The sequence below is a fragment of the Cognaticolwellia beringensis genome (assembly GCF_002076895.1).
GTDB classification, from domain to species: Bacteria; Pseudomonadota; Gammaproteobacteria; order Enterobacterales; family Alteromonadaceae; genus Cognaticolwellia; species Cognaticolwellia beringensis.
This window is the reverse complement of the sequence record NZ_CP020465.1, coordinates 2,396,115-2,422,328: the sequence shown is the minus strand read 5'-3', so window position 1 is coordinate 2,422,328 and position 26,214 is coordinate 2,396,115. Positions and strand designations below refer to the sequence as shown.

At 39.3% G+C, this 26,214-nt stretch carries 25 protein-coding genes; 13 read left to right on the top strand and 12 right to left on the bottom strand.

Features of this window, described 5'->3' with window-relative positions; translation table 11 throughout:
- Positions 1-121 precede the first annotated feature (121 nt).
- The gene (rpmE, locus tag B5D82_RS10315) at positions 122-334 is read right to left on the bottom strand and encodes a 50S ribosomal protein L31 (protein WP_077286181.1); all 213 of its coding nucleotides are present in this window, start codon (positions 332-334) and stop codon (positions 122-124) included.
- Positions 335-569: 235 nt separating this feature from the next.
- Here rpmE and priA point away from each other — a divergent pair, with 235 nt between their 5' ends.
- The 5 genes from priA to B5D82_RS10290 all read left to right on the top strand — a co-directional run bounded on the left by priA (position 570) and on the right by B5D82_RS10290 (position 6,071).
- Complete coding sequence (gene priA, locus B5D82_RS10310; RefSeq protein ID WP_081151327.1) at positions 570-2,798, top strand: primosomal protein N'; 2,229 nt, start codon at positions 570-572, stop codon at positions 2,796-2,798.
- Between the two features lie 123 nt (positions 2,799-2,921).
- Complete coding sequence (locus B5D82_RS10305) at positions 2,922-3,476, top strand: SPOR domain-containing protein (RefSeq protein ID WP_081151326.1); 555 nt, start codon at positions 2,922-2,924, stop codon at positions 3,474-3,476.
- Positions 3,477-3,771: 295 nt separating this feature from the next.
- Entirely contained in the window at positions 3,772-4,290 is a 519-nt protein-coding gene (gene hslV, locus B5D82_RS10300) for an ATP-dependent protease subunit HslV (protein WP_081151324.1), read from the top strand.
- Positions 4,291-4,313: 23 nt separating this feature from the next.
- Entirely contained in the window at positions 4,314-5,642 is a 1,329-nt protein-coding gene (hslU, locus tag B5D82_RS10295) for an ATP-dependent protease ATPase subunit HslU (protein ID WP_081151323.1), read from the top strand.
- 27 nt (positions 5,643-5,669) lie between these two features.
- The gene (locus B5D82_RS10290) at positions 5,670-6,071 is read left to right on the top strand and encodes a gamma-butyrobetaine hydroxylase-like domain-containing protein (RefSeq protein WP_081151321.1); all 402 of its coding nucleotides are present in this window, start codon (positions 5,670-5,672) and stop codon (positions 6,069-6,071) included.
- A gap of 81 nt (positions 6,072-6,152) precedes the next feature.
- Here the strand turns inward: B5D82_RS10290 and B5D82_RS10285 are convergent, their stop codons facing one another.
- Entirely contained in the window at positions 6,153-8,153 is a 2,001-nt protein-coding gene (locus B5D82_RS10285) for a putative bifunctional diguanylate cyclase/phosphodiesterase (protein ID WP_081151320.1), read from the bottom strand.
- Positions 8,154-8,324: 171 nt separating this feature from the next.
- On the opposite strand from B5D82_RS10285, the gene rraA reads away from it, so the two are divergent.
- A complete protein-coding gene (rraA, locus tag B5D82_RS10280; protein ID WP_081151318.1) occupies positions 8,325-8,810 on the top strand; it encodes a ribonuclease E activity regulator RraA in 486 nt (161 codons plus the stop codon).
- Here rraA and B5D82_RS10275 read toward each other — a convergent pair whose 3' ends face one another.
- Together B5D82_RS10275 and hutI are read right to left on the bottom strand one after the other, a co-directional pair.
- Positions 8,811-10,898 carry a GGDEF domain-containing phosphodiesterase gene (locus tag B5D82_RS10275; RefSeq protein WP_081151317.1) on the bottom strand — a complete coding sequence of 696 codons (2,088 nt, stop codon included), beginning with the start codon at positions 10,896-10,898 and terminating at the stop codon, positions 8,811-8,813.
- 89 nt (positions 10,899-10,987) lie between these two features.
- Positions 10,988-12,223 carry an imidazolonepropionase gene (hutI, locus tag B5D82_RS10270; RefSeq protein ID WP_081151315.1) on the bottom strand — a complete coding sequence of 412 codons (1,236 nt, stop codon included), beginning with the start codon at positions 12,221-12,223 and terminating at the stop codon, positions 10,988-10,990.
- A 231-nt stretch (positions 12,224-12,454) separates the two neighbouring features.
- Here hutI and hutC point away from each other — a divergent pair, with 231 nt between their 5' ends.
- The 6 genes from hutC to B5D82_RS10240 all read left to right on the top strand — a co-directional run bounded on the left by hutC (position 12,455) and on the right by B5D82_RS10240 (position 19,386).
- Positions 12,455-13,165: a histidine utilization transcriptional repressor HutC gene (hutC, locus tag B5D82_RS10265; RefSeq protein WP_094122793.1), complete on the top strand. Its 711-nt coding sequence runs from the start codon at positions 12,455-12,457 to the stop codon at positions 13,163-13,165.
- Positions 13,166-13,203: 38 nt separating this feature from the next.
- Entirely contained in the window at positions 13,204-14,712 is a 1,509-nt protein-coding gene (gene hutH, locus B5D82_RS10260) for a histidine ammonia-lyase (protein WP_081151312.1), read from the top strand.
- Between the two features lie 14 nt (positions 14,713-14,726).
- Complete coding sequence (locus B5D82_RS10255; RefSeq protein WP_081151311.1) at positions 14,727-16,739, top strand: urocanate hydratase; 2,013 nt, start codon at positions 14,727-14,729, stop codon at positions 16,737-16,739.
- Positions 16,740-17,014: 275 nt separating this feature from the next.
- Positions 17,015-17,482 carry an NfeD family protein gene (locus B5D82_RS10250; protein ID WP_157673873.1) on the top strand — a complete coding sequence of 156 codons (468 nt, stop codon included), beginning with the start codon at positions 17,015-17,017 and terminating at the stop codon, positions 17,480-17,482.
- A 48-nt stretch (positions 17,483-17,530) separates the two neighbouring features.
- The gene (locus B5D82_RS10245) at positions 17,531-18,451 is read left to right on the top strand and encodes an SPFH domain-containing protein (protein ID WP_081151308.1); all 921 of its coding nucleotides are present in this window, start codon (positions 17,531-17,533) and stop codon (positions 18,449-18,451) included.
- Positions 18,448-19,386, top strand: a complete 939-nt coding sequence (locus B5D82_RS10240; protein WP_094122792.1) for an SPFH domain-containing protein — start codon at positions 18,448-18,450, stop codon at positions 19,384-19,386. Before B5D82_RS10245 ends, B5D82_RS10240 begins: the two co-directional genes overlap by 4 nt.
- A gap of 500 nt (positions 19,387-19,886) precedes the next feature.
- Here B5D82_RS10240 and B5D82_RS10230 read toward each other — a convergent pair whose 3' ends face one another.
- The 3 genes from B5D82_RS10230 to B5D82_RS10220 all read right to left on the bottom strand — a co-directional run bounded on the left by B5D82_RS10230 (position 19,887) and on the right by B5D82_RS10220 (position 22,295).
- A complete protein-coding gene (locus B5D82_RS10230) occupies positions 19,887-20,762 on the bottom strand; it encodes a Rossmann-fold NAD(P)-binding domain-containing protein (RefSeq protein ID WP_081151303.1) in 876 nt (291 codons plus the stop codon).
- Positions 20,763-20,815: 53 nt separating this feature from the next.
- Positions 20,816-21,337 carry a nuclear transport factor 2 family protein gene (locus B5D82_RS10225; RefSeq protein WP_081151301.1) on the bottom strand — a complete coding sequence of 174 codons (522 nt, stop codon included), beginning with the start codon at positions 21,335-21,337 and terminating at the stop codon, positions 20,816-20,818.
- Between the two features lie 61 nt (positions 21,338-21,398).
- Positions 21,399-22,295 (bottom strand): bifunctional GNAT family N-acetyltransferase/hotdog fold thioesterase, encoded by an 897-nt coding sequence (locus B5D82_RS10220; RefSeq protein ID WP_081151300.1) that lies wholly within the window; start codon positions 22,293-22,295, stop codon positions 21,399-21,401.
- Positions 22,296-22,352: 57 nt separating this feature from the next.
- Between B5D82_RS10220 and B5D82_RS10215 the strand changes: the two genes are divergently transcribed.
- Positions 22,353-23,123 carry a polyamine aminopropyltransferase gene (locus tag B5D82_RS10215; RefSeq protein ID WP_081151298.1) on the top strand — a complete coding sequence of 257 codons (771 nt, stop codon included), beginning with the start codon at positions 22,353-22,355 and terminating at the stop codon, positions 23,121-23,123.
- Between the two features lie 15 nt (positions 23,124-23,138).
- Here B5D82_RS10215 and dtd read toward each other — a convergent pair whose 3' ends face one another.
- The 5 genes from dtd to B5D82_RS10195 all read right to left on the bottom strand — a co-directional run bounded on the left by dtd (position 23,139) and on the right by B5D82_RS10195 (position 26,092).
- A complete protein-coding gene (gene dtd / locus B5D82_RS10210; RefSeq protein WP_081151297.1) occupies positions 23,139-23,576 on the bottom strand; it encodes a D-aminoacyl-tRNA deacylase in 438 nt (145 codons plus the stop codon).
- Positions 23,577-24,548 (bottom strand): prolyl aminopeptidase, encoded by a 972-nt coding sequence (gene pip / locus B5D82_RS10205; RefSeq protein WP_081151295.1) that lies wholly within the window; start codon positions 24,546-24,548, stop codon positions 23,577-23,579.
- Between the two features lie 54 nt (positions 24,549-24,602).
- The gene (locus tag B5D82_RS10200; protein WP_094122791.1) at positions 24,603-25,481 is read right to left on the bottom strand and encodes a virulence factor BrkB family protein; all 879 of its coding nucleotides are present in this window, start codon (positions 25,479-25,481) and stop codon (positions 24,603-24,605) included.
- A 225-nt stretch (positions 25,482-25,706) separates the two neighbouring features.
- Positions 25,707-25,871 carry a hypothetical protein gene (locus B5D82_RS19885; RefSeq protein ID WP_157673872.1) on the bottom strand — a complete coding sequence of 55 codons (165 nt, stop codon included), beginning with the start codon at positions 25,869-25,871 and terminating at the stop codon, positions 25,707-25,709.
- A 38-nt stretch (positions 25,872-25,909) separates the two neighbouring features.
- Positions 25,910-26,092, bottom strand: a complete 183-nt coding sequence (locus B5D82_RS10195; protein ID WP_081151292.1) for a hypothetical protein — start codon at positions 26,090-26,092, stop codon at positions 25,910-25,912.
- Positions 26,093-26,214 lie beyond the last annotated feature (122 nt).

Here is a 26,214-nt window from a genome sequence, read left to right as displayed (position 1 = left end):
AAAGCGCTTAATTTTTGCTATCGCTGCTGTTTCACATCCATGAGTTCGCAGCATATTACTCGTGTTGAGCATAAAAAAAAAGCACCTAAAGGTGCTTTTTTCATCTGGTATGTTAGCAGAATTACTTCTTGCTAAGAGCACCAAAACGCTTGTTGAATTTATCAACACGACCACCAGTCTCAGCAGCTTTTTGCTTACCAGTGTAGAATGGGTGACATTCTGAACATACGTCTAAATGTAAGTCTTTACCTACAGTTGAACGAGTTGTTATAACGTTACCACAAGAACAAGTTGCCTTGAACTCTACATAATTTGGATGAATACCGTCTTTCATGGGAAACCTCTGTTAAGGCCGTATCGCCACTTGATCAGTCATTATTGCTGCCAAGCACCATACGAGTTAAAAATAATGGAGGCGAATGTTATAGCATCACTATCCCCATAGCAATAAAAATCGCTAAAAAATTGAGCATTTTTGGCTTTATTTTATAAAAATACAAATAGGATAATTTTCTAGCTTGGCATTGCGCTATTAAGCAGTAGAATAAGCATAACATTTGGTTTTCTATATGACAGTATTTTTGGCAATAACTTCAACAGACATTTACGTGCAAGTTGCAATACCGGTTCCTATGCGCCAGTTGTTTACCTACAAAGTACCTGCCGAATTAAATACTAAAGCTATAACGTTAGGCGAACGCGTTATTGTGCCTTTTGGCTCTCGTCAAGTTGTCGCCATTGTATTGTCGATAGATGAAAGCACTGAATATGCAGCGGCAAAAATAAAGTCTGTGCTTAGCCGAGTGACTGATAACTTTAGTTTTTCACCAACTCTACTTAATTTTATTCAGCGCTGCAGCGATTATTACCATCACCCTATTGGCGATGTATTTCAGCAAGCCTTACCCGTGCTATTACGCCAAATAAAACAGCCTGATGTTGAATTACCGCAAATTTGGTTAACAAAAACAGATTTAAGCGAAGCAGAGCAAGCAACTACAGCGAAACGCTCGCCTAAACAAGCTGAATTATTAACCATGCTTAAACAACACCAAGGCATGACTTGGTCGGAGTTATTAACGCTTGGTTTTAATAAAGCACAGCTTAATGCGCTAGAGAAAAAACAATTTATTTATAGTAAACCCCGTGAAGTTGCTGAATTTAAGTGGCAAGAGCAAGCATTACTGCAAGACAATAGACTCGCATTATCAGCTGAACAAGCCATTATTGTCGCCACGGTAAAAGAAATGCAGTCGCAGTTTTCTTGTCACTTAGTCGACGGTATAACCGGCAGTGGTAAAACAGAGGTTTATTTACAGGCCATTGAGCAAATATTAGCACGCAGTCAGCAGGTTTTAGTATTAGTACCAGAAATCGGCCTAACGCCGCAAACGTTAAGCCGTTTCGAGCAACGTTTTAATGTACCCATAAGCTTGCATCACTCTGGCTTGAACGACAAAGAACGCCTACAAACCTGGTTAGAAGCCCAACGTGGCACTGCAGCCATTGTTATAGGTACACGCTCAGCTATTTTCACACCGCTGCATGATTTAGGTCTGATCATCGTAGATGAAGAGCACGATGCCTCATTTAAGCAGCAAGACAGTTTTCGCTATCATGCTCGCGACATTGCCATACTTAGAGCTAGGCAGCTTAATATCCCGATTATACTCGGCAGTGCAACACCGAGTTTTGAATCATTGCAAAACGCCTTATCGGGAAAATATCATTATCACCGATTACGTAAACGTGCCGGTAATGCCTCAACCGCAAAAATCACCTTAATTGATGTTGCCCAACAGCAAATGGAACATGGCCTTTCTGGTACCTTAAAACAAGCGATTAAAAATACCCTAGCCCGTGGTGAGCAAGCCTTAATTTTTCTTAATCGCCGTGGTTATGCGCCAGCCATTAACTGCCAAGAATGCCATTGGGTAGCCGACTGCCAACGTTGCAATAAGCCTTACACTTTACATCAAGGCCAAGGACTGCTGATTTGCCATCATTGCGGCAGTCAAAAGCGTATTCCTCCACAGTGCCCCAGTTGTGGTAGCGTACGCATTAAACCCATAGGACAAGGTACGGAACAATTAGAAGAAAAAATCAGCGCGCTATTTCCTGATTACTCTACCGTACGAATCGACCGAGACAGCACGCGAAAAAAAGGCGCGTTAGCGAAATTATTAACTGAGGTAGGTAATAAAGAGCATCAGTTGTTGATTGGCACGCAAATGCTTGCGAAAGGCCATCATTTTCCTGATGTCACCTTAGTGGCTGTGCTTGATGTTGACGGTGCACTTTTTAGCTATGACTTTCGTGCGGCAGAACATATGGCGCAACTTTTAGTGCAAGTCTCAGGCAGAGCCGGCCGAGCAAGTAAACCTGGCAAAGTGATGGTACAAAGTAACTTCCCTGATCATCCGTTATTACAAGACTTGGTTCATAATGGTTATCAACATTTTGCAAAACAAGCACTAATAGAGCGCCAACAAGCTCTATTGCCACCGTTTAGTTACCAAGCCTTATTTAGAGCAGAAGCAAATTATCCTTCTTATCCAGAAAAATTTTTACGTGCGATGACAGAAATCCCTTTTGAAGGTTGCCAGTTTGCCGGCCCTGTACCTGCAGCGATGGAGAAAAAAGCCGGTAAGTTTCGTTTCCACTTAATTTTGCAAGCCAAGTCGCGAAAACAACTGCACCAAGCAGTATTTACCCTGATTCAGCAAAGTGCAAATAATGAATGGCAATCAAAAGTGAGATGGTCAATTGATATCGACCCAGTAGATTTAAGTTGGTAGCTGCTTATAAAGCGACTTGCCTAGGGCTATTAAAAGTTTATTTACAAGTTAATCAACTCAATGGGTGATATTTCTTTACCAGTTGGTTAGAATTGGCGAAAGTCTTCAGGTATAAATTTTTCCATGGCACATCAAGATTACGTTTCCCGCTCTCGAGCAAAAAATAAAAAGCAAAGTCCCTATAAAAAAAATGAGCAACCGGCCGAAGGTACCTCATTAAAAGTGAAATTAATTGCCGCTTTTCTTATTGTCGCTATACCAAGCTTTGGCTATATGTTGTGGAGTATTAAAGATGTAAAGCCTGACACCGTTGTCGCACCTAAAGTAATCAAGGCTAAGCAGAAAACAACAGAGCTACCGGAGCTTCCCGAAGAAAAGTGGACATACGTTGACGACCTAAAAAGTAAAGAAGTTGAAGTTGGCGAGTATGAGGTCACCCAAAAAGGCCCTTATAAAATGCAATGTGGTTCGTTTAGAACCCGCAAACAAGCTGAGTCATTAAAAGCAAAAATCGCTTTCACCGGTTTAGAGGCGCAAGTCAGTAAAGCCACAGGTACCTCATCAGTCTGGTATAAAGTGTACTTAGGCCCATACGTGAAAAAGCGTGAAGCAGAAAAAGACAAACACAAATTAAAAAATAACTCAGTACATGGCTGTAAAATATGGGGCTGGGATTAATAAACCTTAAAAATCGACCGATATTAAAGCTCCCTCTAGCAGCTAAAAGCTTTTAGCTGCTTATACCGATAATCTGCTGTAAAAACTCAGGCACGTGTAGGTCGGTATTTATGCCGACAAGCTCACCTTAAAAAGTCACCAACAAATTAGCTTAAAACTGATAGCTAACAAACGATTAAAATTACCCGCTTGTTATTATTCATCGTCGCTCCCTTGAAAAAGCTCAAGCTACCCCTTATCTAATCTACATTAGACAAGCCGACTATCTCAGTTGGCAATATGTAAGAGGTTAATTGTGACTACTATTGTTTCTGTCAGACGTAATGGCAAAGTTGCCATAGGTGGTGATGGTCAAGTTTCCCTTGGCAACACTGTAATGAAAGGCAATGCGCGTAAAGTACGCCGCTTATACAATGGCAAAGTACTGGCCGGTTTTGCTGGCGGCACAGCCGATGCCTTCACCCTATTTGAACGTTTTGAAAGCAAGTTAGAAATGCACCAAGGTCATTTGACCAAAGCAGCCGTTGAACTTGCTAAAGATTGGCGAAGTGATCGCGCTCTGCGCAAACTTGAAGCTTTATTGGCAGTTGCCGATGAAACCGCGTCGCTGATCATCACCGGTAATGGTGATGTTGTGCAACCTGAAAATGACCTTATTGCCATTGGTAGCGGTGGTAACTTCGCACAATCTGCCGCCACAGCATTACTTGAAAATACCGACCTTTCTGCGAAAGAAATTGTTGAAAAATCATTAAAAATTGCCGGTGATATTTGTGTATTCACCAATCAGCAACACGTGATTGATGAACTATAACCGCCAATTTGTAAGGAATTAATATGTCAGATATGACACCACGTGAAATAGTTCACGAATTAGATAGCCACATTGTTGGTCAAAGCGACGCCAAACGTGCAGTCGCCATAGCCCTTAGAAACCGCTGGCGTAGAATGCAACTTAATGAGGAGTTGCGCGCTGAAGTTACCCCTAAAAACATTCTGATGATCGGCCCAACAGGTGTCGGTAAAACAGAAATTGCCCGACGCTTAGCAAAGTTAGCCAACGCGCCTTTTATTAAAGTTGAAGCGACTAAGTTCACTGAAGTGGGTTATGTCGGTAAAGAAGTTGAAACCATTATTCGCGACCTTGCTGATATGGCCATTAAGATGACCAAAGAGCAAGAAATGTCGCGAGTTAAGCACTTAGCCGAAGAAGCGGCTGAAGAGCGTATCTTAGATGTGCTATTGCCGTCAGCGCGTGACGGCTTTGGTAATGACGAACAGCCTGATAATAGCTCAACTCGCCAAGTTTTCCGTAAAAAATTACGCGAAGGTCAACTTGACGATAAAGAAATTGAACTCGATTTAGCGGCACCACAAATGGGTGTTGAAATCATGGCACCTCCGGGCATGGAAGACATGACCTCGCAGCTTCAAAACATGTTCCAAAGCATGTCGAGTGAGAAAACAAAGAAACGTAAACTGAAAATCAAAGATGCTTTAAAAGCTTTGCAAGAAGAAGAAGCCGCTAAAATTGTTAACCAAGACGACATCAAAGAAAAAGCGATATATCAAGTTGAACAAAACGGCATCGTATTTATTGATGAAATAGATAAAATTTGTAAACGCGGTGACAGCTCAGGCCCTGACGTTTCAAGAGAAGGTGTACAGCGAGATTTATTACCGTTAATTGAAGGTTCTACGGTAAGCACTAAACACGGTATGATTAAAACTGACCATATACTATTTATTGCCTCTGGTGCTTTTCAAATGTCAAAACCATCTGACTTGATCCCAGAACTGCAAGGTCGTTTGCCGATTCGTGTTGAATTAAAAGCCTTAACGACTGACGATTTTGTGCGGATATTAACCGAGCCTAATGCCTCATTAACTGAGCAATACATCGCTTTGTTAGCCACTGAAGGTGTGCATATTTCATTTAGTAAAGACGGCATTCAAGCCATTGCAAATGCTGCGTGGCAAGTTAACGAAAGTACGGAAAACATTGGTGCACGTCGTTTACATACTATGATGGAACGACTAATCGAAGAGCTTTCATTTACGGCCAATGATCGTGCGGGTGAAACGATTCTAATTGATGCTGACTTTGTCGCTAATATTTTATCTGATCTCATTAAAGATGAAGATCTAAGTCGCTTTATTTTATAACTTAAAATATAGAGTTAGGAGTTAAACATGAGTAAAGTTAATCGCTTTGTGATCAATAACACTACCGCAAGTTTGTCGGTACTTTTCACTAATAATGAGTTTGAAAGTACGGAACAAAATAGCAATAAGGCCATTGATTTAAGCTTTGAATATTTACGCGTGTTTGCTCCAACCGACGACAAGGGCCAAGCAACAGGCTTAACACCTAAGGTCTATCATAAGAAACAAGTAAAGCTGCTAAAAATTGAATCGGTGGGCAAACATGGCTACCGATTCATTTTTGATGATAGTCATAACAATATTTATAGTGGCGATTATTTACAGCTATTAAGTGTGGAGTATCAACAACGCTGGCAAGGTTACATACAAAGCGTCACAACAGCAGCAAACAGTCGAGAGGCAACAATAGAAATTAAAGAAGTTAAGTGATCAGCACTTCAGTAATAAATACTAAGCTATAAAATGAAGCTTAGTGCTTTTAGCTTAAGGTTTATATATATTTAGCTAAAATCACTTACGCTTTAAATACTTAGTAAACTCTTCTTCGCTTATCGGCTTACTAATAAAATAACCTTGTACAGCGTCACAGCCAATGTTACGTAATAACTGTAACTGCTCTTTTGTTTCAACACCTTCTGCTAGTACCCGTTTACCCAGACCATGTGATAATTCAATCATGGTTTTTACGATGGTTAAATCAGAGTCATTAGAGGCAACTTCTTGAATAAAGCTGCGGTCTATTTTTATTTTATCAATCGGTAATCTTCGTAAATAAGCTAAAGACGAATAACCCGTGCCAAAATCATCAATCGAGACTTTAATCCCCATATTTTGTAATTCTATGATGGTTTTCATCACTAGCTCAATGTCCGTTATAACGACATTTTCGGTGATTTCTAATTCAAGATAAATTGGAGGAATGTCATATTTTTTTAACAAACATTTAATATTACAAATAAAATTTGTGGCTTGAAACTCATCAGCGGTAATATTTATTGCTAATGGTACACGCCGCTTATAAGTTTTATACCATTTTGCAATCGTTTGACAGGTTTTATCCAGTACATAGTTATCTAACTCACTAAAGAGGTTGAGAGCTTCTATATCATCAAAAAATTGTCCTGGCGCCAATAAACCTTTGTCAGGATGCTGCCAGCGAACTAACACTTCAGCAGCCTCTAAACGATTGCTCTTCAAATTTAACTGTGGCTGAAAATGTAAAATTAACTCTTCATTCGTGATAGCGCGACGTATCTCATTTGCCATTTCTAGTAAATGCCGCCCATTTGACTGCATGCCAGCTACATATTTAACGCTTTGAATATTATGACTGCGAGCCTGAAATATCGCTAAGTTCGACTTTTGAATTAGGTCATCGGCATTATCAGCATCCGACGGGAAATCACAATAACCCACACTGCATTGTAAGTGTACTTCTTGCTGTGCGACATGGTAAGGTCGAGCAATTAGCGCGTGTATATGATCTACTGCCGTTAATTTTTGCTGCTCATTGTCATAGTCAATGACATACAGAAACAAGTCACCGCTTAAGCGTCCCACCACTTTAGGTTTTAGTAAGCTATGATTCAATCGACGAGCCGTTTCACCTAAAATCAAGTCACCAACTTTTAGACCATAAGTGTCATTAACGAATTTAAAGCGTTTAATATCAAGCAAATAAATGCAAAGTTTATTTCCACCACCTTCGGAAATTTTAATTTCGTTGGTTAACTTTTCAAGCACCTGTTCACGATTTAATACACCCGTTAACGCGTCATGTTTATCTAAATACTTTGCCCTATTGATGGCCGTATCAGCGATATGCCTTTCCGCACCTTGCATCCATATAAGTATAATAAAGCCTAGTGTTGTATGAATGCCCAAATCGACATAAATCAACCATTCAGTTAGGTGTCGAAACCAATCTTCGGTCAATGAAACAATAGATGCGAATGAAAATGTAACAAAGCGAGCACCGACTGAAAAACAGAAAATGAATAAAATTTTTCCTGAGAAATGCTGGATATTAGAGGAGAATAAATAGCATGCGGCGGCAATAAATCCACAGCCAAAAACGAAAGCAGCTAAACTTTCACGCAAGTAAAAGCGATTAAAAACGCTGTTACTGCTAAAACCATAAAGCAAAGCAGCTACTGTGCCGATAGTAATAGCAACAATAATTCCTATAAATATTACTTGAGGTAATATTTTCTTTTGTGTCGTCGCGCTATAAATACCTAGCATTAAGAACAAGAAGTATAAATAATTACTGATTTGCCGTACTAACGCGATAGTTATATCAATTACACTGCCGACTTCTTGTTGATTAAAAACACTTTCAAGGGTTAGGGACAGCTGATTTACGGCTAAAGCCGATAAACTGAACAGCCAAAATTTGACATAAGTACGGCCAAAACCACGATAATAAGCAAGGAGAAGTAAAGCAAGTATGCTAAAAATAAGAGTTTGTGTAGAATAAATTAAGATATGGGCAAATTCCCGATCAGCCATAAATATAACTCTTATTAAAAGGTAATATCGGCTATTAAATAATGTTTCTAAACTAATTACAAGTAACAACGCTTTCAATATTTATTTAGTAACTATAATGGCTTAGCGGTTGTGCCTATGTATTCAGCCGTTATACTAGTTATGAATGAACGCTATTAGGAAATACTGACTATGGAATACAACACTTCAGAACTATGTGATATTTATACTGATTTAATCGATGTACTTGAGCCAGTATTTAGTAATTACGGTGGCAGAAGCTCGTTTGGTGGAAAGGTTGTAACCGTAAAGTGCTTTGAGAATAATGGCTTGATTGCCGAGTTAGCCGAAACTGACGGCACGGGTAAAGTATTGGTTATTGATGGTGGTGGCTCAACACGTCGAGCGCTTATTGATATTAATATTGCTGAGCAAGCGGCGAAAAACAATTGGGAAGGCATAATTTGCTTTGGCAGTGTTCGAGACGTTGACGCTTTAGAAGATATTGATATTGGTATTCAAGGTTTACTGTCGATTCCCGTTGGAGCAAGCACCAGCAGTATTGGCGAAAGCGATATAGCTATAAACTTTGCTGGGGTGACATTTTTACCTGACGATCATATTTATGCTGATAATACGGGTGTGATTCTATCTCCTGATCCCTTAGATATCGATTAGTTAAGTTTTTTCAGGATACTGTTTTTGCCATGCTGTTAACCAGTAGGGTAATTCTTCTTGGGTTATTCCTGCACTATAGCGCTGCCCTTGACCAAATTCCCCCCCCATGGCAATAAACATTTCTTCAATTGCGATCACATTAATATTAGTACCAATCAATGGTAGGTCCATTTTGCGTGTTAAGGTAATTAACGCATTGATGATGGCTTTATCAGAAGAGCCCGCTGTCGCTTTTGCGAGAGAATAACAATCTATTTTAATGCCACTAACCGCCATGCGACGAATATATCTTAAGGCTTCGTAACTACCTGAGAATTGATCAATAGAAATCTTTACCCCGAGTGATTTTAGCTGATCAATACTCGCTTTAGCTTGTGGTGAAGACATTAGTAGTATTGCCTCTTGAACTTCCACCATAAGCCACTGACAATCAACGTTATGCTTCACTGATTGTTGTTCAATATAATCAATTAGATCAGGTTCTAATAAACTATTCTCCGGTAACTTAATCGCCACTGGAATTAACATATTTAAATGCTGTAGCTTAACTAGCGCCTTAAAGGCCTGACTCACTATTTGTCGACTCAAAGTATAAGCATCACCGCTTTGCTCAGCAATTACCATCATATCAGTAAGTTTTAAAGTTTCATCATCTTGGCGTTGCCAGCTTACCTGCAGCTCAAAGCCGATAAGACGTTTATTTTCTACCTTCACTTGAGGCTGAAGGCTCCAATGTATCGTATTATCTTGTATAGCATGTTTAAGTTGTTCCATTTTGTGCAATTGTTGCTGATTAAAAATTGCGAGCTCTTGATTGAAAAAGCCGACTAATTTTTGCTGTTTTTCGGCATGCAATAATGCGTCTTCAGCCCAGGCAATAACTTCAGTCACGTTATGACTCTCTTGACCAACAAAAGCAACACCAAAAGCTAATTTGAAAAATGACGAAAAGCTTTTAAAACTCATAGGTCCTGGTACGGCAAGTGCGAGTTCTTTACATAGCTGTTCAATAATAATTTCTTCACTGTGTTTGGTTTGTGACACATCCATCACCAGTAAAAAATTAAGACCTTGAAGGCGAGCAAGTCTAACCGGTGCCTCTGGCGTTGAAAAGTTAAGTAGCTCGTGCTTACTCTCAATCGACTTTTGCAGGCAATACGCCAGCTGCAACAGTAAAATATCTGAATTATGATGGCCTAATACACCATTAATTTGTCGAAAATTTGTGGGTTTAAAGATAATAACCGCATAACGGGCAGATTCATTGGTAGCTATACTGTGTTCAAAAAAAGATAAGGCGTATTGATAGTTAGGTAAGTTTGTCGTTGGATCGTAAGATACTTGAACCTGTGGCCGTGTCGACAGCGCCTTGTGATCGTTTTCTCTAGCAATTAAGGTAGTCACTATGTGCCAACAGCCGTTCGCCATGGCTAACAAATACGTTATTACGCTCACCGCAACAAGTAAGTTTAACGCTAGACGTCCTTCTAGCCAAAAATAAACTCCCGCGGCAAAAGCGATATTAATTGCCAGTAGTATTATTGAGCGAATATTAACTTCGTGACTGATATTACGAGACAACCAAATATAACTTAGCGTAAAAATAATTTGAACACTCGTCAATATCAGCCAAGCAACGGAAGCACTTACTGCAGTTGAGTATAACAAAAATAAGTAGAGGCAAAATAGCCCAAAGAAAAGCGCATTTTTAAGGGCTAAACTGAAATCTAAGGCTTTACCAACAAGGAGATAATTACTCGACCAATAACTGATTATTTGGAAAATTAAGCCACTAAAAATTAAGCTAAGGTAAAGATGATTTTGAGGATGAAAATTCAAGGAATAAAGCAAACCAAGTAATGTTATGGTCAACAACACAGGTAAACGCTTTTTAATGACAGGCCTAGGCTTAATGATAAATACCATTAATAATACCGGCAAACTTAACCCTAAAACAAAAGCAATATTAAACTCAATAAATGAGAAAGACTCAGTCGCAGCACTGGCCTCAAAGGAGATAAAACTGAAGCTTAAAATGATTGCAAACAAAGAAAACATAACAAGGCGCGCAGCACTGTAGCTAGCCATAACAAAACCCAAACCGACAATATCTACTTAGACTAATCAATCCATTAGCTTTTGTACAGTAACCACGCATTATCTTGAGGTTATAGTAATTAAATAACTATCTTTCCTGCACTCATTAAGTGGGTCAGAGGATTAACACCAAACTGATAACATAACTCGGCCGGTTGCTCTATATCCCAACAAGCAATATCAGCGTCAAAGCCAACCGCCAATTGCCCTTTACTTGTTGATAACCCTAAGGCTTTCGCACCATGGCATGTCACGCCTGCAAGCGCTTCTGCTGGTGTTAATCTAAAAAGTGTGCATGCCATGTTCAGCATAAGTTGCAGGGAATTAATCGGCGACGAACCGGGGTTGGCATCAGTAGCAATAGCCATACTAACTCCATGTTTTCGTAATAAGTCCATTGGCGGTAATTGAGTTTCACGCAAGAAGTAAAATGCTCCCGGTAATAAAACTGCGGTCATATCAGCGGCTTTCATCGCTTTAATACCAGCCTCGTCCAGAAATTCAATATGATCTGAAGAAAGTGCTTGGTATTGCGCGGCTAACTCAGTGCCACCTAAATTTGATAGCTGCTCAGCGTGTATTTTTATCGGTAAATCATGCGCTTTTGCAGCGCTAAACACTTTCTCAGTTTGCGCTAAACTAAAGCCGATTCCTTCACAAAACACATCGACGGCATCTGCCAAGTTTTTTGCAGATATTTTCGGAATCATCTCTTCACAAACTAAATCGATATATTCATCCGCACGGTCTTTGTACTCAACAGGCAAGGCGTGCGCTCCTAAAAATGTTTTTAGTACCGTTACAGGTAATGTGTGGCCAAGTTTTTTTGCGACGTTTAACATCTTAATTTCATTGACGGTGTCTAAACCATAACCCGATTTAATTTCAATGGTAGTAACGCCTTGCTGATGCAATGTTGATAAACGCTTTAAAGCACTGTTGAACAGTTCCGTTTCGCTCGCTGCACGGGTTGCTTTAACCGTTGAAACAATGCCTCCGCCGGCATTGGCAATTTCTTCATAACTTTTGCCTTCGAGACGCATTTCAAATTCATTAGCGCGGTTGCCGCCATAAACAATATGGGTATGACAATCGACCAAGCCAGGAGTTAGCCAAGCGCCCTTACCATCAATTACTTGCACCTTTTCTTCATCGAAACTAGGCAGTTCAGCTTTAGTGCCCAACCAAGCAATTTTTCCGTTGGCAATGGCTATCGCACCATTTTCAATACTGGCGTAACCTTTTGCACCTTCGGTCATGGTGGCTAAATTGACATTTGTCCAAAGTGTTTGCCAAGTTTGTGTTTCAGTCGACATAAAAATTCCAAATTATCTGTTAATGACTAATCTTAACGTTGCCTTTATAAATGCCATGACATATAAGGCATAACGTTAAGAAGTTTAGCGTTTATGAATAATTTAACTCTAACTGATAGCAAATTAACAAGCAAGCTTGTATATACAACTATTGACCCGGCTATAAAAAAATGAGATTGTATATACAAGCTAGAACTTATCTCTGCACATTATCCAGTATTAGGCATGACAATGACACAAGTAAAAACAGCAAAGTATAGAGTTATAAAACAATATATTTGTGAAAAAATAGAGTCAGGACAGTGGCTTGAACATAGTAAAGTGCTATCGGAAAATGAACTCTCTGAACAGTTTTCAGTCAGTAGAATGACCGCACGTCGTGCTTTACAAGAGCTAACCGAACAAGGCTTGTTAGTGCGTTCTCAAGGTTCTGGCACTTTTGTTGCGACGTTTAAGTCCCAGTCTTCATTATTAGAAATCCGTAATATAGCAGATGAAATATACGACCGCGGCCATCAATACCATGCCGAACAACTTACCTTACAGGCCGTTGAAGTCAGTGAAGAAATAGCTATATTATTGGCCCTTAAAGCCGGTGACATCGCCTATTTCTCAAGCGTACTACATTTTGAAAATAATTCACCTATTCAATTAGAGCAACGCTTTGTTAACCCCAAATTAGTTGCTCATTATCTCAAGCAAGACTTCACGCAAATAACACCACATGAATATTTATCATCAGAAGCACCATTAACAGAAGCCACACATGAAGTGGAGGCTGTAATAGCTAAAGATGAAATCAACCAATTATTGGCTATTAGCAATACTACCCCTTGTTTACAGGTTAAGCGTCGTACCTGGTCAAGCCAAGGTGTTGTCAGCTTAGCCATATTAACGGCACCAGGTAATAAATACCGCTTAGGTAGCCATTTAGTTTTTTAGTTTTTAGTTTTTTAGTTTTTTAGTTTAGGAGCGTTAAGATGACATTTAAATACGGTATCGACCATCTAGATCTTGATATTGTTAATGGTATTGCCAATGGCAGTATCAAAGCAGAACTTTGCCAAGAAGCTTTAGATAAAATAAATATAAGTCGTGCAAGAGTTGAGAAAATGGCTGCTTCCGATGTAGCAGTATACGGTATTAATACCGGCTTTGGTCCATTATGTGATACACAAATTACACCTGAACAAACCAATTTACTGCAAACGAATTTACTGATTACTCATGCAGTAGGTGTAGGTGAACCGATTGACAAAGCTATTTCAAAACTAATGTTGATCACCAAAGTGCATGCATTAAGCAAAGGTTTTTCAGGCATTCGTTTAGAAACAGTTGAAAGAATGCTAGCGTTTCTAGAACTTGACCTTATTCCTGTTGTTCCAGAGCAAGGTTCGGTAGGCGCATCAGGTGATTTAGCGCCACTTTCACATTTATTTTTACCATTACTAGGTGAAGGAGAGTTCTGGCAATGTAAAGCAGGGCAAAGTGACAAAATCATCCCTGCCGCGCAAGCACTAAAAGAACACGGTTTAGCGCCAATGGAATTACACGCAAAAGAAGGCTTAGCGTTAATTAACGGTACACAGTTTATCTTATCGCACGCTATTACTGGCTTAACTAAGATGCGTTACTTATTAAATTTAGCGGACTTAACCGGTGCGATGAGCATAGAAGGCATGCAAGGTAGTCAGTCTCCGTTTAGAGAAGAACTGCACGCTACTCGTCCATTCCCTGGTAATTTAGAAGTTGCTGAACGCATGAGAATGTTCTTTACCGGCTCTGAAAACATGTCATCTCACACCAATTGTGGACGTGTGCAAGACCCATACTCACTAAGATGTATTCCACAAGTTCACGGTGCATCTCGTAACGCCTATAACCATTTAAATGAACTCACTGAAATTGAAATGAACTCAGTCACTGATAACCCCATTGTTATTAGCAGTGAAGAAGCTATATCGGGTGGTAACTTCCACGGTCAGCCTTTAGCTATGGTGCTTGATTATGCCTCAATTGCGAGTGCAGAACTAGGTAACATTTCTGACCGTCGCTGTTATTTATTGTTAGAAGGTTTACATGGTTTACCTCGTTTATTAACCGCTTCAGGCGGCTTAAATTCCGGCATGATGATCCCGCAATACACTACAGCGGCATTAGTGACCGAAAACAAATCGCTTTGTTTCCCGCCTTCTGCTGACAGTGTTCCAACATCTATGGGGCAAGAAGATCACGTATCTATGGGCAGTATCTCAAGCAGACAGTTTAACCAGATCTTGGGAAATTTAGAGAAAATATTAGCGATTGAACTTATGTATGCCGCGCAAGCAATTGAGTTTAGACGTCCTAATAAATGTTCAGATATTATTGAGAAAAACTTCCAAGTGATCCGAGCGAAAGTGGCAAAACTTGAAGAAGACAGACTATTAAAACCTGATATTGATGCCATGATAGCATTAGTTAGATCTCAAGCATTTACCGTTCACTAAAGGGGCCGATAACAATGGAAACAGCCATTAATTTTCAAGATGAAATAAAGCAGGGTATTCCAAGTGAACTACCTGCCGCTAAGCCATACCCTGCTGACGCTAATCGCGCGCCTAAGCGTAAAGACATACTTTCTGTCGCAGAAAAGCAGTTAGCAATAAGAAACGCTTTACGTTACTTTCCAAAAGAGTGGCATCAAGAATTAGCAAAAGAGTTCGCACAAGAGTTAACGGACTTTGGCCGTATTTACATGTATCGCTTTAAGCCAAGCTATCATTTAAAAGCCCGTTCAATTGCTGACTATCCGGCAAAATGTCAGCAAGCTGCCGCTATTATGTTAATGGTCGAAAACAACTTAGACCCAGCTGTTGCACAACACCCTGAAGAGTTAATTACTTACGGCGGTAACGGTGCGGTGTTCCAAAACTGGGCACAGTACTTATTAGCGATGAAGTATTTAAGTGAGATGGAAAGCGATCAAACCCTACATTTATACTCTGGTCACCCGATGGGCTTATTTCCATCATCGGAAGATGCACCACGTGTGGTTGTTACCAACGGTATGATGATCCCTAACTATTCTCAGCCTGATGACTGGGAGAAATTCAACGCCTTAGGTGTCACTCAATATGGCCAAATGACCGCAGGTTCGTTTATGTACATTGGTCCACAGGGCATCGTACATGGCACAACGATTACCGTGATGAATGCTTTTCGTAAAGTACTCAACAAGGGTGAAAAGACGCAAGGTAAAATTTTCCTTACCGCTGGTTTAGGTGGTATGAGTGGCGCACAACCTAAAGCAGGTAATATTGCGAACTGTGTAACCGTTTGCGCTGAAGTTAACGCAAATGCAGCAACTAAGCGCCATCAGCAAGGTTGGGTTGATGAGTTAATTGATAACATGGATGAACTTATCGCACGTGTTAAAACCGCGCAAGCGAACGAAGAAGTTATCTCAATTGCTTATATTGGCAATATTGTTGACGTATGGGAAAGCTTTTATGAGCAAGATATTTACATTCACTTAGGCTCAGACCAAACGTCATTGCACAACCCTTGGTCAGGCGGATACTACCCGGTAGATATTAGCTATGAAGAATCTAATCGTTTAATTCGTGAAGAACCGGAAGTATTTAAAGAAAAAGTACAAGCAACATTAAAGCGTCATGCTGCTGCTGTTAACAAACACACAGCGCGTGGCACTTATTTCTTCGATTACGGTAATGCTTTCTTACTTGAAGCATCACGCGCCGGCGGCGATGTCATGGCAGAAAATGGCATTGATTTTAAATACCCATCGTATGTGCAAGACATCTTAGGCCCGATGTGTTTTGACTATGGTTTTGGTCCCTTTCGTTGGGTTTGCGCTTCGGGTAAGCCAGAAGATTTAGATAAAACTGATGCTATTGCGGCAAGTGTTTTGAAAAAAATCATGCAAGAGTCACCTGAAGAAATTCAGCAACAAATGCAAGACAATATCACTTGGATTGAAGACGCCAAACAAAACAAGTTAGTGGTTGGTTCACAAGCTCGCATTCTTTATGCTGATGCGCAAGGCCGTATGGAAATTGCTAAAGCCTTTAACGATGCCATTAATACCGGTGAAATTGGCCCTGTAGTACTTGGCCGTGATCATCACGATGTTAGTGGTACTGATTCACCGTTCCGTGAAACATCAAACATCTATGACGGAAGCCGATTTACCGCAGATATGGCAATACACAATGTTATTGGTGATAGTTTCCGTGGCGCAACTTGGGTATCAATTCATAATGGCGGCGGCGTAGGCTGGGGTGAAGTGGTTAACGGCGGTTTCGGTATGCTACTTGACGGTAGCGAAGCAGCAGAACGTCGATTAAAATCAATGTTATTGTTTGACGTTAACAATGGTATTGCTCGTCGTAGTTGGGCACGTAATGCCGAAGCTAATTTTGCCATTAAGCGCGAAATGGCAAGAACACCAAAACTTAAAGTTACCTTAGCCAACTTAGTTGAAGATGATATTTTAGATAACTTATCACTGTAAAAGTAAAAAGCTAGCGTTTTAACTAACGTAAATATGCCCTTTAAAGATGTTAAAAAGCCAAACCTAATTAGTTTGGCTTTTTTGTGTTCGACCTATCTCAGGCGTCTTGGCAATCTCCTGCATTGCTCTGATAACTTATGTCTAGTTAATTAATCAAATTGGTATAACATCAAAGGTAAGTAAACCAGCAAGCTTGACATAATATGTCAAGCTTGCTACTTTGAATGCATCATTGTTAACTTTACATTAACAGTACTCATATCTTGGAGATGGTAATGGAATACATACTATTTTTTGAAACTTGGATTATCTTGGCAATTTTGTTTGCCTGTTTAGAGATTTTCGTACCCGGTGGTATCTTGCTAAATTTAGGCATAGCGTCATTAATAGTCGCTATTGGCGTACAACAAGAAATTCTGGATACATGGATATTAACGCTAACCACTTGGTTTATAATCGCAACCTTCCTACTTATCGTTGTGTACTTTATTACACAACGATACTTTCCTGGTGAAACTATCGTTGAAAATATTTATGAAGAGGTAGATATTTACGGAAAATCCGTACTCGTTCTTGAACAAATAGGTCCAGGAACACATGCAGGTCGAGTTGAATATCAAGGTACAACTTGGACAGCATTAGGCGATGGCTCTATTATCAAAGCAGGCAGCCAAGCCGACATCGTTTGCAAAGAAAACATTTCATTAGTGGTTGAAGCCAGTAAAGAACACGCGCTAAATTAATCAATTTAAGTCAATTCAAACAATACTAAATAAAATAGGAGAATACCTATGTTAGCAACTATTACATTTGTATTTCTAGCATTACTCTTTATCGTTTTAAAGCTTGTACTGGTAGTACAAATGAAAGAAATTTGCGTGATCGAACGTTTAGGAAAATTTCGCGCTGTTTTACCGCCGGGTTTGCATTTTTTGATCCCCTTTGTTGACCGTGTTGCCTATCGTCATGAAACCCGCGAACAAGTATTAGATATACCAGCACAAAGCTGTATTTCACGCGATAACGTGCAAATTAGTGTCGATGGTTTGGTTTATATCCAAGTAATGGACGGTGAAAGAGCCAGTTACGGTATCGAAGATTACCGTCGTGCTAGCATCAACTTAGCGCAAACTACAATGCGATCAGAAATCGGTAAATTAAATTTGGGTCAAACCTTTTCTGAACGCGACACTTTAAATGAAACCATAGTGCGTGAAATTGACAAGGCCTCTGACCCTTGGGGTATTAAAGTCTTACGCTATGAAGTACGTAACATAACACCGTCAGACAATGTTATTCATACGCTAGAAAAGCAAATGGAAGCAGAGCGCCAAAAGCGTGCAGAAATCACCTTAGCGGAAGCGGAAAAAGAGTCGACTATCAACTTGTCTGAAGGTGAGCGCCAAGAAGCAATAAACCTGTCTGAGGGCGATAAGCAGAAACAAATTAATGAAGCTCACGGTCGAGCACAAGAAATAGCCATTCTTACTCAGGCTTCGGCTGAAGGTATAAATTTAATTGCTAAAGCAGCGGCTTCACCTAGTGGTGACCAAGCGATAAAAATGCGTTTATTAGAACAATTTATCTCTCAAACCGGCAATATTCTTAAAACGGCTGACGTGTCTATCGTGCCAAGTGAAGTTGCTAAATTAGAAGGTTTTTTTCAGGGTATGGAAAAAGTAACGCAAAACATTCAAGGAGCAAAATCATGATAGCACTCGATGGAAATACGCTCGATTTAGCCGTATTGGCTGTTTGGGCATTTATCTTTTTATACCTTGCCTATAAATTTTTCCAAGCTATTTGTTTAGTACCCACCAAATCAGCTTATATTGTTGAACGTTTAGGAAAATATCGCTGCACATTAGAAGCAGGCTTTCATTTACTATTACCCTTTATTGACCGTGTTGCGTTTATTCAAGATCTAAAAGAAGAAACCATAGAAGTGCCGCCGCAAGAGTGCTTTTCAATGGATGAAGTTAATGTTGAGGTCGATGGCGTTATTTACATTCAAGTCATTGATGCGGTAAAAGCAAGCTACGGTATTACTGATTATCGTTTCGCCGCCATGCAACTTGCCCAAACTACAACACGTTCGGTAATCGGCACATTAGAGCTAGACCGGACTTTTGAAGAGCGTGACATTATTAGCGCTAAAGTCGTTGAGGTACTTGATAAAGCCGGTGAAAGCTGGGGCATTAGAGTACATCGCTACGAAATTAAAAATATTACACCGCCCGTTACAGTGCGCAATGCTATGGAAATGCAAGTGAATGCAGAACGTGAGCGTCGGGCTATTTTAGCGAAAAGTTTAGGTGATAGAGCCAGTCGTATTAACCGCTCTGAAGGTAAAATGACAGAATTAATTAATTTGTCTGAAGGTGAAAAACAACGCAGAATTAACTCCGCAGAAGGTAAAGCCGCAGAGATATTAGCTATTGCACAAGCGACCGGCGACTCTATTAGCAAATTGGCTGCGGCTATTGAGCAACCTGGAGGCCAACAAGCACTTGATATGCAACTAAGTGAGCAGTACTTACAACAAATGAAAGGTTTAAGTCAGGCTTCAACTAAGGTTATCCTGCCTGCAAATTTACTCGACTTTAAACAATGGCTTGCAACAGCAGGTATTCATAATAAGTCTTAGCGCTATCTATTTACTAACTATAAAATGCCTAAATACGCAAAAGCCCGACAGTGAAAGTCGGGCTTTTTTATGAGCTACAAGATAACCCTTGAATAACAGCTTGATATTCTAGTACCAAACTAACGTTAAATATCAGTCAATTCAGATAAGTAAAAAAGCTATTGATGCTAATAAAAGCACGGAACAAGTGAGCCATATTTTATCGGTGATTTTGACCGACTTTTTACGATTCATCAGTCTTAATTTTGTCACCGCTAAAAAGAAAAAAGTCGTTATTAACGCAATTAAAAAGTGTGTTTGAATCGTCAAAAATTGACTATTTTGCTCCCAAAGAAAAACTGGACCACTGTAATTTACAAAAAATAAATTTAACAATGAAACATGTGCCCACAGCACAAAAAACAACAAGATCATTTTATATTGATATATTGTTTTTAATAGTTTGGTAATGACATTATTCGCCATAACATTTCAACCTTAACTTATTCAGAAGTCACACCTTAAGTGTTACCTAACACGTGATTAACGTCTTTTAACCAGAAGAGTAAATCGTCATGTACATAATCGTAACTCAATTCTCGACGTAATGTTTCACCGATAATTTTCTTTCCAAAGCTTTGCTGTTGCTCCACAGCAAATTTAGGTACAGGCAAACTTAAAGCTTGCGCGGCGACTTGATAATAGCGTTGGCGACTACTGTCTGTATGACTAACAACATTATAAATGTTTTGTTTGCTCTGAGCACTATTGAGATGAATCAGTTTTTCTAGAATATTGACAACATCTGTCTGGTGCACCAAATTCACTGCCGCACTGGCATTTTCAAAAATACGTTTTGCCTGTAGAAATTTCCCAGGATGGCGATTAGGTCCAACGAGGCCTGCAAGTCGCAAAATATGCACTCGCTTAGAAAAGTTTTTAACTGCATGCTCTGCCGCCAGCAAACTGCCGACTTTCTCGGCGGTTAAATCAAGCTCGTTTGTTTCATCTACTCGCCCTACTAAACCGTTATAAATGGCTGTCGAATTCAGTAAAATAATGTGTTGAGTTTTACCTAATTCTGCCAAATGCACTAGTTGTTGAACTTTTAATGGATAATCTAACCGACCTTTCTTTAATTGGGGTGGTATCGCTATTATTAATACATTCTGTTGAAATAAACGCGGGTCTACACCGAGCGTATTATCTAGGTGATTAATACTCAATACATCATCTACAAGTGGTAAGCTAAGTTGAGTCGCAGGTATATCCAGTGCGCTAAGTCGTTCACCGGTTTGTGGTGATTGGTAACTCGCCATAATATCGATATTACTAGCAAGCAAACGCTGAGCTAAAGCCTGCCCTAACCAACCACAACCAATAATACTAACACTCATATTTGATATTTCTCCAAAAATTACAGTACACCACCATGATGATTTCCCTGACTTTAATTATGTTTTTTTCGATAGACTTTAATTGACTCTACAATCTCACTGGCAATAGCATTTGGCACTGGAATAGATAAGTTATATTGCAGTATTTTCCAGCCTTGTGGGGTATTAATTAATAAGCCAGTTCCGCGACAACGGCCATAATTTTTATTTTCTAATAACTCATCAAAAAAAACAATATTACTTGCTTGAGTCGGCGTTACATGACGCTCAATAGGTACGTATAACCAGCCTTTCCCTTGATTAAAATAAGACATAACAAAAGCAGAAAATTCGTTCTTATTCCAGCGTTCGCCGCTATCTGTTCCTAAGTAAATCGCATCTTGAGCAAGTAAACTTATGTACTTATCAAAGTTTGCTTCACTAGCTGCTTGGTGAAAGCTATCAAGCACCTCATCATATTCATTATTTACTTTATTTGATGCCGTCACCGAACTGGTAAATAGACTGAAAAATATGAAACTTAGCATTAATTTATACATACTGACGGTTCTCATTGTTGAATAATTTACTGCCATGCTAACTGATTAATAACCTTATACGTTTACATTTTTTAAGCTGCTTAATTTTACAAACCAACTATGAACGCTTGGCCATAGCAACATATGAACCTGTAAATAGTGCTACAACTTTATCACCACAACAGACTTCAACGTCGATATTAAAGCGAGCATTCTTGCCATCGAATAAAGGTGCTACGCTACCCGTCACTAGCTTTAACGAAGTTTGGGCATGCGCAATACCACCCAAAGGCGCTATATAGCGGATATTCCCTTCGGCTAACACAATATCAGCTTGTTGTGATTGTGCTTGCAACGCGAAATATACCCAAGCCCAACCGGTAAGGGTTGCCAAGGTATATATACTGCCTGCAAACATGGTGTTGTGCAGGTTTTTATTAAAATTTGGCTCGCAATTAGTGCGCAGTATTTCTTGGTCAAAATAGCAAATATTAATATTCATCGCTTTACTAAGTGGAATTGTTTGATGCCAAATTTGTTGTAAGTCATCGGCCACTTGAGATAAATGTCTATCTGCTGGTAATATGTTTTTAATCATTTTGTCGTGGCTTACGTCGCCATAAAGCGTATGTGAATACCCTTTATTGACATAACCTAACGATTGATAAAACCCAAGAGCATTGCTGCGCGCATTTAACTCAATAGTTTTCACCCCTGCTTGTGCTGCTATACGCTCTAATTCGCTGATAAGTAACTTGCCAAGCCCATGACCCCGTAATCCCTCACTTATGGCCATATAACGAATATGCGCATGCTCTTGCCCACTTTTATGCAACCGCCCAACACCAACAATGTTATCCATATCGTCAACGATGACACGATGGTATGATTGCACTTCCAAGTCATCTTTTTCGCTACCAACTGGCTGTTGCCAAGGCTTGCGAAGACTTTGCCAACGTAGTTGATAATACTGGGCTAGTTCAGCTTTATTTTTCGGCGTTCTGCATTTGTACATTGTCTATAATTAATCTTATACCAGTGAAATATAATTATTTCAGGAATTTAACAACACGTGAAACTTACTCAACATGTTAACCAAGGTCGACTAGTTTACCTCAGTAACACGGCAGACCAAATAACCATTAGCGAAAATGAATATTATCGCTGGTTAGCATTTGACGATGTTATCCAAAGTGTTATGCACTTACGTCGCCCAGAAAAATTAACCCTGCCGCATCACTATGCCGCGTTGTTGCCTTTATTGTTTTTTAAACCCAAAAAAGTAATAGAGCTGGGTCTTGGTGGAGGTAATTTAAGTCGATTTTTAAGTACGTTACATCCAGATATTCAAGTGTTGAGTATTGAGTTTTCTCAAACAGTTATTGATTGCTTTCAATGCTACTTTAACCCGAAAAATCGCCCTATAGTGGTTGAGAATAGCGAAGCTTTAGTTTGGCTGCAACAACTACAGAGTGAAACTGAGTCTCCTGTTGACTGGCACATTTGTGATGTTTATCAACACCACGCTAAAAGCTTTCAAAGCAGAGTTGACCTGTTAACCGCGCTGATAGATAACTTGCAGGATAATGCATGTTTAACGATTAACTTACCTGACCTTGATGACCAAGAAATTAACCTCTGCTTGACCATTTTAAGGCAACTGCAAAATTCGCATCATATTATTTATTTTCATATACCACGCTACCTCAATGTGGTTATTCATTTACTGCCAAAGCACTGGATGATAGATAACGTAAAAAAACGTTCAAAAGCTACCTACCTCTCTTCAGTACAATATCTCAGATGGCGGAAGTTTTTTAACCAACACATGAGTGCTAATTAGAGGGCATTAACCCTCTTATCCTTGTAAATTAATAGTTACCGGACCGTCATTTAACAACCGCACTTGCATGTCTGCACCAAAGACCCCGGTAGGAACACGAAAACCAAGGTTGCGTAATTGTGTACAAAAATACTGATAAAGTTCATCGCTCAACTTTGCTGGCGCAGCACTGGTAAAGCTAGGTCGCATCCCTTTTGTGGTATTCGCGGCTAAAGTAAACTGTGAAACCACCAATATTTCACCACCAACTTGCTTAACATTTAAATTCATTTTTCCGTTTTCATCGGCAAATATTCGATAGCCCGCGACTCGTTCGGCTAAGCGTTTTGCCTTCACTTCGGTATCTTCTGGTTCAATCGCTAATAGCACTAATAAGCCCTGCTCTATTTCACCTACTACTTTATTATCAACGCTGACACTCGCTTCGGTCACTCTTTGCATCAATGCTATCATTTACTCAATACTCTGTTCTGCAATAAAATTTGCCATTGTATCTGTTGCTTGGCAAAAACCATCAATAGTTTGTGACTCGAAACCGCTATGCCCTGCCCGAGGGAGTATTTGTAAGCGTGCGTTTGGCCATTGTTGTACCAACATATCAGCACTGCGCATTGGACAAACCATGTCATAGCGTCCGTGTAGAATAATTGCTGGAATGCTTTTAATCTTATCAATGGAAGCTAAAATAAAGTCGTCATCAATAAAGCATTTATTAATAAAGTAATGGCTAGATATTTTCGCCTTACATAACGCTTGATGCGGATCTTCTATATGTTGGCTATCAATAGACCGGTGTTCTATTGATGACAACCTAAGTTCCCATAAACACCAAGCTTTATTGGCTGCAGTAGCTGCTATTTCATTAGCACCCGTAAGGACATCATAATAACCCTGCAGCACATCATTAGTTTTAGGTTCATCAAGTTGTGCGGTAAATTCGCGATAGTATTCAGGAAAAAAACCTGCCACTCCATCCTGCCCATACAACCAATTATATTCAGCAGTTGTGCCGAGAAAAATGCCTCTTAAAATAAAGCCTAATACGGTTTCAGGGTATTGAATACCATAAAGCAACGCTAAAGTGGACCCCCACGACCCTCCAGACACTAACCAACGGGAGATACTTAAATGCTTACGAATTACTTCAAGGTCAGCAACTAAATGCGATGAGGTATTATCTTTTATACTGGGTGATGGTTTAGAGCGCCCACAACCGCGTTGGTCAAATAAAATTATCCGGTATTTTTCGGGATCAAAATATCGTCGATGATCTTTGCATGATCCACTACCTGGCCCCCCATGAAGATATACTACGGCGATACCGTTTGGGTTACCTGATTGTTCAAGATAAAGTTGATGGCCATCACCGACGTCAAGCCATTCTTGTTGATAAACCGCAATATTTGGATAAAGCATTCTAGACATATACTGTTCCTTATATAAAATCTATTCGGTTTAATACCATTGAAATAATTATTTTTAATCCGCATCTTGCTTAGATAACTCAGCTTTTTGTTCGTTATCAAAATCCTCTAATGATACGGTAAACAACGCACCGACAAGTACCACTAACCAGCTCAAATATACCCATAAAAATAGAATAGGAATACTTGATAACGCACCATATATAGCTTGGTAAGAAGGTAATTGTGTCACATAAATAGCAAACGCTTTTTTAGCAATTTCAAATAAAACTGCTGCTAATATAGCTCCAGCAATAGCAAATCTAGCTGGAATCACTTTATTTGGTACTACCATATATAAAATAAAAAAAGCCGTTGTTGAAGCGACTAAAGGTAGTGCCCGAACAAATATATTGGTGATGCCTAATAAATCATAATCACCTATCGATACTAACGAAATAATATACGAACTAATCACCAAACTACTGCCCACCAATACTGGGCCTAGAGTTAACACCATCCAATACATTGAAAATGATGTGATGACTCTGCGCTTTTCATTTACGCGCCATAATTTATTTAAACATTTATCAATCGCAGAAATGAGCATCATGGCGAGCACAAATAATGCACTTATTGCAACCGCTGACATTTTAGAGGCGTTACTAACAAAGCCAGTGATATGTTCTTGTACTACATCACCAGAAGCTGGCACAAAATTCAAATAGACAAAATTTTCAATTAATTGACGTATTTCGGAAAAAATTGGAAAAGCGGTCATCATAGACAACATCACTACAATTAATGGCACCAATGACATTAAGGTAACATAAGATAAATAGCCAGCTGTGACATGAATGCGTTCAGTTTTAAAGTTTTCAATAAACAATAATAAAAAGCCAAGCGCAGGTCCGGCATATCGATGGTGTTTTAATTCTTCTAATTTTGGGTGCATATACATTACTAGTTAGAGCTATTATATTTATATTAAGGCAATGTATAAAATAACGGTAGTCATAATCTCAATAATTTTATCTTTCAGTTACTTATATCTAAGATAATATATGATATATCTGACGTTATTCGGTAGGTGCTTAATGGTGGATAGGGTCTTAAAAAACGCGTTAATGACCTAGCAAGTCAAAGAGTCGCTAGGTTGTATTAAATATGAAAAAATATTTTAACGTGAGAAATATCTCTGCTCTAAGTTTTCTTCCGGCCAGTTCGATAATTGATTAATTTCGGCTAATAAGCACGATAACTGTTTAATATGGCTAGGATTAGCAGCACCGTCTTCAAATAATTGACTTAATTTTTGTAACGTTTTCAGTTGTTCTGGTGACATTAAGAAATTGTCCTTTTTCTTTATTTATGAATATTATTTTAACTAGCTGTACGCCTTAGTCCTTTAGGAAACGCGACCACTGTATTTTTGATGTGATCTCGCCCGTCATTGATAAATTCATTATATAACTCATCTAGTTCGTGTTTTTCTAATAATTTTGCATTATTGGCAACAGCTTTCTCAAATAGGCAGCTTAGTCTTGCTAGTTTATTCGCTTCCATGGTTATTGCCTCCTCAAGTCCAAACGATTAACTTTCTACCAATTTAACTCAATCAGAGCTTTTCTTTTTCATGAAGATAAATGAATCAATACAAGGAATTAAACCTAGAGATAATTAAACAA

What these genes read in the sequence shown, in the direction of transcription:
- B5D82_RS10200 (WP_094122791.1), bottom strand. Translation starts at nt 25,481, where the DNA reads ATGCACCCAAAATTAGAAGAATTAAAACACCATCGATATGCCGGACCT.
- B5D82_RS10255 (WP_081151311.1), top strand. Translation starts at nt 14,727, where the DNA reads ATGGAAACAGCCATTAATTTTCAAGATGAAATAAAGCAGGGTATTCCA.
- B5D82_RS10290 (WP_081151321.1), top strand. Translation starts at nt 5,670, where the DNA reads ATGAGTAAAGTTAATCGCTTTGTGATCAATAACACTACCGCAAGTTTG.
- B5D82_RS10250 (WP_157673873.1), top strand. Translation starts at nt 17,015, where the DNA reads ATGGAATACATACTATTTTTTGAAACTTGGATTATCTTGGCAATTTTG.
- rraA (WP_081151318.1), top strand. Translation starts at nt 8,325, where the DNA reads ATGGAATACAACACTTCAGAACTATGTGATATTTATACTGATTTAATC.
- B5D82_RS10285 (WP_081151320.1), bottom strand. Translation starts at nt 8,153, where the DNA reads ATGGCTGATCGGGAATTTGCCCATATCTTAATTTATTCTACACAAACT.
- rpmE (WP_077286181.1), bottom strand. Translation starts at nt 334, where the DNA reads ATGAAAGACGGTATTCATCCAAATTATGTAGAGTTCAAGGCAACTTGT.
- B5D82_RS10230 (WP_081151303.1), bottom strand. Translation starts at nt 20,762, where the DNA reads ATGAGTGTTAGTATTATTGGTTGTGGTTGGTTAGGGCAGGCTTTAGCT.
- B5D82_RS10220 (WP_081151300.1), bottom strand. Translation starts at nt 22,295, where the DNA reads ATGTACAAATGCAGAACGCCGAAAAATAAAGCTGAACTAGCCCAGTAT.
- B5D82_RS10240 (WP_094122792.1), top strand. Translation starts at nt 18,448, where the DNA reads ATGATAGCACTCGATGGAAATACGCTCGATTTAGCCGTATTGGCTGTT.
- B5D82_RS10275 (WP_081151317.1), bottom strand. Translation starts at nt 10,898, where the DNA reads ATGGCTAGCTACAGTGCTGCGCGCCTTGTTATGTTTTCTTTGTTTGCA.
- B5D82_RS10245 (WP_081151308.1), top strand. Translation starts at nt 17,531, where the DNA reads ATGTTAGCAACTATTACATTTGTATTTCTAGCATTACTCTTTATCGTT.
- hutC (WP_094122793.1), top strand. Translation starts at nt 12,455, where the DNA reads ATGACACAAGTAAAAACAGCAAAGTATAGAGTTATAAAACAATATATT.
- B5D82_RS19885 (WP_157673872.1), bottom strand. Translation starts at nt 25,871, where the DNA reads ATGTCACCAGAACAACTGAAAACGTTACAAAAATTAAGTCAATTATTT.
- pip (WP_081151295.1), bottom strand. Translation starts at nt 24,548, where the DNA reads ATGTCTAGAATGCTTTATCCAAATATTGCGGTTTATCAACAAGAATGG.
- priA (WP_081151327.1), top strand. Translation starts at nt 570, where the DNA reads ATGACAGTATTTTTGGCAATAACTTCAACAGACATTTACGTGCAAGTT.
- B5D82_RS10305 (WP_081151326.1), top strand. Translation starts at nt 2,922, where the DNA reads ATGGCACATCAAGATTACGTTTCCCGCTCTCGAGCAAAAAATAAAAAG.
- dtd (WP_081151297.1), bottom strand. Translation starts at nt 23,576, where the DNA reads ATGATAGCATTGATGCAAAGAGTGACCGAAGCGAGTGTCAGCGTTGAT.
- B5D82_RS10225 (WP_081151301.1), bottom strand. Translation starts at nt 21,337, where the DNA reads ATGGCAGTAAATTATTCAACAATGAGAACCGTCAGTATGTATAAATTA.
- hutI (WP_081151315.1), bottom strand. Translation starts at nt 12,223, where the DNA reads ATGTCGACTGAAACACAAACTTGGCAAACACTTTGGACAAATGTCAAT.
- hslU (WP_081151323.1), top strand. Translation starts at nt 4,314, where the DNA reads ATGTCAGATATGACACCACGTGAAATAGTTCACGAATTAGATAGCCAC.
- B5D82_RS10195 (WP_081151292.1), bottom strand. Translation starts at nt 26,092, where the DNA reads ATGGAAGCGAATAAACTAGCAAGACTAAGCTGCCTATTTGAGAAAGCT.
- hutH (WP_081151312.1), top strand. Translation starts at nt 13,204, where the DNA reads ATGACATTTAAATACGGTATCGACCATCTAGATCTTGATATTGTTAAT.